The organism is Lishizhenia sp. (assembly GCF_057456495.1).
In genome coordinates this window covers 1-4308 of sequence record NZ_JBVCPV010000216.1, presented here as the reverse complement: position 1 = coordinate 4308, position 4308 = coordinate 1, and the positions used below count along the sequence as shown (strand labels likewise).

6 protein-coding genes are annotated in these 4308 nt (G+C 37.2%); all 6 read right to left on the bottom strand.

The window, feature by feature from the left end:
• Nucleotides 1-350, bottom strand: a 350-nt coding sequence (locus AC22ZQ_RS12790) for a DUF1573 domain-containing protein (RefSeq protein WP_318959156.1), incomplete at its 3' end; no start/stop codon positions are given.
• A gap of 99 nt (nt 351-449) precedes the next feature.
• The gene (locus AC22ZQ_RS12785) at nt 450-1025 is read right to left on the bottom strand and encodes a hypothetical protein (RefSeq protein ID WP_318959155.1); all 576 of its coding nucleotides are present in this window, start codon (nt 1023-1025) and stop codon (nt 450-452) included.
• Between the two features lie 80 nt (nt 1026-1105).
• On the bottom strand, nt 1106-1696 hold the full coding sequence (gene def, locus AC22ZQ_RS12780; protein ID WP_318959154.1) for a peptide deformylase: 591 nt from the start codon (nt 1694-1696) through the stop codon (nt 1106-1108).
• Nucleotides 1697-1773: 77 nt separating this feature from the next.
• Complete coding sequence (locus AC22ZQ_RS12775) at nt 1774-2979, bottom strand: T9SS type A sorting domain-containing protein (protein ID WP_318959153.1); 1206 nt, start codon at nt 2977-2979, stop codon at nt 1774-1776.
• 64 nt (nt 2980-3043) lie between these two features.
• On the bottom strand, nt 3044-3871 hold the full coding sequence (locus AC22ZQ_RS12770) for a helix-turn-helix domain-containing protein (RefSeq protein WP_318959152.1): 828 nt from the start codon (nt 3869-3871) through the stop codon (nt 3044-3046).
• A gap of 72 nt (nt 3872-3943) precedes the next feature.
• Nucleotides 3944-4297 (bottom strand): RuvX/YqgF family protein, encoded by a 354-nt coding sequence (locus tag AC22ZQ_RS12765; protein WP_318959157.1) that lies wholly within the window; start codon nt 4295-4297, stop codon nt 3944-3946.
• Between the last annotated feature and the right edge of the window lie 11 nt (nt 4298-4308).

Genomic DNA, 4308 nt, shown 5'->3' with positions numbered 1-4308 from the left:
TTGTCCGCATTAGAAGTAATAGTTACCGACTTATTGATTGGTCCTACTCGGTTAGTATCATATTTTACTTTAATCTCTGCTGATGCACCAGGAGCGATAGGCTCTTTAGGGCAAGAAGGAACTGTACATCCACAAGATCCTTTAGCGTTAGAAATCATCAAAGGCTGGTTCCCTGTGTTTGTAAATACGAATTCGTAAACTCCGTTTCCACCGTGCTCAATTGTACCGTAGTCGTGTAAAGTTTTCTCAAATTCGATTTGTGCTCCATCAACAACTTCTTGTGCTACAACTGTGTTAACAGCGAAGATAGCTGCGATTGCTAATGACAAAGTAAATAATGCCTTTTTCATAATTATTGTTTTTTATTTTGATTTTCTTACTACCAAATATACGTACAGTTCTCTATGCAAGTTGCTTTTTTAACAATACGTTAACAGAAAGAAATCAGACTACTTTGCATTCATTTTTTCGGTCAACTCGTCAAAACTTAAATCGATATTTTCTAATCTCGACTTCAGCATTTCTACTTGTTCCATCTCCATGTTTGCAGAATCCGCTAAAGCTTGACGAATAAGTTCTTCTGCTTTCTCTGGTTGTTCGTTGTCTATGGTATAATAAACAATTTGTGCTTGATAAATCCTATGAATATCCTTGTAGTCTGGGTATTCCTTTAACAAGGTAGCTCTCCATCGAGCAGCCTCTTCCTCTAAACGCAGTTGCATGAACAACATTTGAGCTTTGTCCAAAGACGTTGCTGTTGAAGGGTCCTCCGGAAAGTTTTTATACAAACTTAAATGTCTGTTGATTGTTTCGAGTACAGCATTACGATCAAGTTGTCCATTATTTTCCATGATGTTCTTGTAAATGACTTCCAAAGAATCATCCATCACTTGAATTCCTTCCTTAATGCTTTCCGCAGTAATTTCTGCAGGGGCCGTTTCATTTTTCACTTCTTCGGTTTCTCCTTTCGAAGAACAGGCCAACAACAAGGCACTGCAACCCGCCAATAAAAAGATTTTCTTCATGGTTTTGTTTTTTACGAATGTAATAAGAAAACAAAAAGAGCCAGCATATTTTATGCTAGCTCTTCAATTTATTGAGTAATCTATTTTCTTCCTTTTTTCTTCAGTGGAAATTTCATTCTGTAGTCAATATCCACTTCACCTTTAGAAATATTATTTAACTTCTTAGTGATCATTCTCTTCTTTAATGGAGAAAGGTGATCTGTAAACAACACACCATCTACATGATCATATTCGTGTTGAATTACACGTGCTGCATATCCAGAATACGTTTCTTCATGGAACTCCCAATTCTCGTCAAAGTAGGTGATAACGATAGTTTCTTTACGGTAAACATCTTCTCTTACTTTAGGAATAGACAAACAACCTTCCTGGAAGGCCCACTCTTCTCCACTCTCTTCTTCTATGATAGGATTGATGAATACTTTTTTGAAGTCTTTTAAACCTTTTGCTCTTTCGTCCTCGTCTTCATCTTCTGCAAATGGTGAAGCATCTACCACAAACAAACGAATAGATTTCCCTATTTGAGGAGCCGCTAAACCAACACCATGAGCTGCATACATGGTTTCCCACATGTTCTCAATTAACTTGTCTAATTCAGGGTAATCTTTATCGATTTCTTCTCCTTCTTTTTTCAACACCGGATCTCCGTATGCTACAACAGGTAATATCATTCTTATCAATTTTGAGCTACAAAATTAACAAATCTACCTTCAACCAAAAATTAAGAAGTAGAGAAACTCCTTATTTGTTACTTTTTAATCACTTTTTGATAGTTCTTTTGCACACCATCTCTAATTTCTAACAGATATACGCCACTATGTAAGAAGTCTAAATTGTGTTGCCCACTCGTGTTCATCGTATGCACTAAATTACCTTGCACATCATATAAACGAAAACTTGCATCCTTATTTTCTGAATCAAGATTCAATACACTTTCAAAGGGGTTAGGATACACTTTGAAATCTATCTCTTCTTGAAAAGTTGTTCCGAGTGTAGATGCATTCTTGGTATACCTCAACTCATTCCCCACCAATGCTATAGCATGATCTTCATCCGCAAAATCCATGTTGTAGATAGGGGCGTCAACTCCCACGTTGTACTCTATCCATTGTGTTGCATGCGTGTTGATACAAATGAAATATTTCCCGTAGTAACTCGATGCTATGAGCTTGCCAAACTGTTGATCCAAATCTATGACAGGCAATACGTTAAACCCATCTAAATTCAAGTCATAAACATAACCTGAACTCGCTTGAATACGCTGAGAAGGTCCTGTTCCTCCAAACTGTCTATAATTCACAGCCAATGCCGAATTAACCATCTCTAATCTTCCTCCTCCTATGACTTCTTGAAAATTCTGAGTAAATACTGTGTCTACTGTCACAAACCCGTCTGTGGAGTAATAATATTTTTCATGATAGTTTGGGTCTAAAATCAATCCATAGGTATCCTCCCATAGGTCTAAAGTCATGGTGTATGCTGTAAATGGTAAAAGCACCAAATTCGTCCAGGTGTCACCGTAGTCTGCAGATCTAATTATTTGCATAGCCCCATTGTCCTGATAATACGCGTAAACATAATCGTCTCCAATGACTATATCGTTAAAAGGAAGACCCGTTTGATTGATCCAATCTGCGCTAATCGTATCCCAAGTTACCCCTGCATCCGATGTTCTGTACACACCGCCATTCGCATTAACAAAGCCCAACTTACCATTAATAAATTGCGGTTTATGCAAAGAAGAAAAACCTCCAAATTGTTGAATAATGGACCAATTCTCTCCTCCATCCAAACTTTGATATAATTCACCTGTTGTCCCTGTTATATAGGCAGTATCAATGGCGGGATAACTTAATTCTCCATAAAAATATGGATTCCCTGCTGGAACTTGCCATTGTCCAAAACTAAGGGTCGTCAAGAGTAAGCATCCGAGTATGTTGTATATTTTTTTCATGGTCTGTAGTTTTTGTTTCTACAAAGATCGTTGAATCTTACCCCACATCCTTGTACAAAACATTTTAATCCTTGTAGATTTCTGCCTGTTTGAATTCAGTAGGCGTTACTCCTGAATGTTGCTTGAAAAACTTAGAGAAATGGGCCTCGTCAAAAAAGTTTACAGCCACAGCTATTTGAGCTATGTTCAATTCATTTTCCAACAACAATTGTTTGGCTTTGGCCAATATTCTCTCATTTTGCATATCGTGCAAAGTCTTGCCAAAATTCTTCTTCACCATTTTGCTCAATTTCGATTCACTCACACCCAAAGCTTCAGCATAAAAACTCAAACTCGGTTTTTGATGATAAGATGTATTGAGCAAACGCATAAATTCTAATACAAAAACACCGTCTACCTCATCTTGTTTATTGAGATTACCCGAAAGTTTCAATAAAATATGGGCCGCTAAATTTAGTCGTAAAGACTCATCTGTTCTATGACTAAAAAGCTCCTTGAAGTAAAAATTGAACACTTCAAATTCTTCGGATGTGGCAGTATATGTAACCGGACTCGCGATCAAATTAAAGAGTTTGGTTTCCTTATGAAAAACTTGTAATTGCTCCAAGAAATGATTGGAAAACGCCAAGGTAAATCCTTTGGAATCAGCAGTTCGTTTTAATTTGTGAGGAAAGGAAGCAGGCAAAATATGAAAACTCCCTGGTTGTGCTTGGTATAATTTACCAAACATCACATGCTCTCCTCCTCCTTCCAAGAAAATAAAAATTTCATTGTAGGTATGTGCGTGCATTTCTTCGAAGTTGTAATAGCTTTTTTCTTCCCAGGGAAAGACTTCGACTAACTTTTCTGATTTCCCGCTGTCTTCGAAAGAATATGAAGGGATATTTTGCATGTAGTAAAAGGAATTTGTATTCGCTTATACTACAAACGTAAGGTTAATATTATCCGTTGCTCAAAAGCAATATTACATTCCTAATTGTTGCATGTAAGATTGAAGAATTAGTGTAGCACTGATTTCATCTACCATGGCTTTGTTGCGACGTTGTTTCTTTTTCAAGCCGCTATCTATCATGGTTTGAAAGGCCATTTTAGAGGTAAAACGCTCGTCTACCATCACCACTTTCTGCGTGGGAAAATTCTTTTCCAAAGCGATTTTCAATTGACGCACATTCTCAGAACTGTGGGTATCCTCATTGTTTAAACGTTTAGGTTCGCCCAAAACGATAGTACCAACACCCAACTTAGGAATCTCTGCTTGTAGATAGCTCATTAAGTCGCGAGAATCTACCGTAGTTAAGCCCGAAGCGATAATATTCATTTTTTTTAATT

What these genes read in the sequence shown, in the direction of transcription:
- AC22ZQ_RS12785 (WP_318959155.1), bottom strand. Translation starts at nt 1,025, where the DNA reads ATGAAGAAAATCTTTTTATTGGCGGGTTGCAGTGCCTTGTTGTTGGCC.
- def (WP_318959154.1), bottom strand. Translation starts at nt 1,696, where the DNA reads ATGATATTACCTGTTGTAGCATACGGAGATCCGGTGTTGAAAAAAGAA.
- AC22ZQ_RS12775 (WP_318959153.1), bottom strand. Translation starts at nt 2,979, where the DNA reads ATGAAAAAAATATACAACATACTCGGATGCTTACTCTTGACGACCCTT.
- AC22ZQ_RS12770 (WP_318959152.1), bottom strand. Translation starts at nt 3,871, where the DNA reads ATGCAAAATATCCCTTCATATTCTTTCGAAGACAGCGGGAAATCAGAA.
- AC22ZQ_RS12765 (WP_318959157.1), bottom strand. Translation starts at nt 4,297, where the DNA reads ATGAATATTATCGCTTCGGGCTTAACTACGGTAGATTCTCGCGACTTA.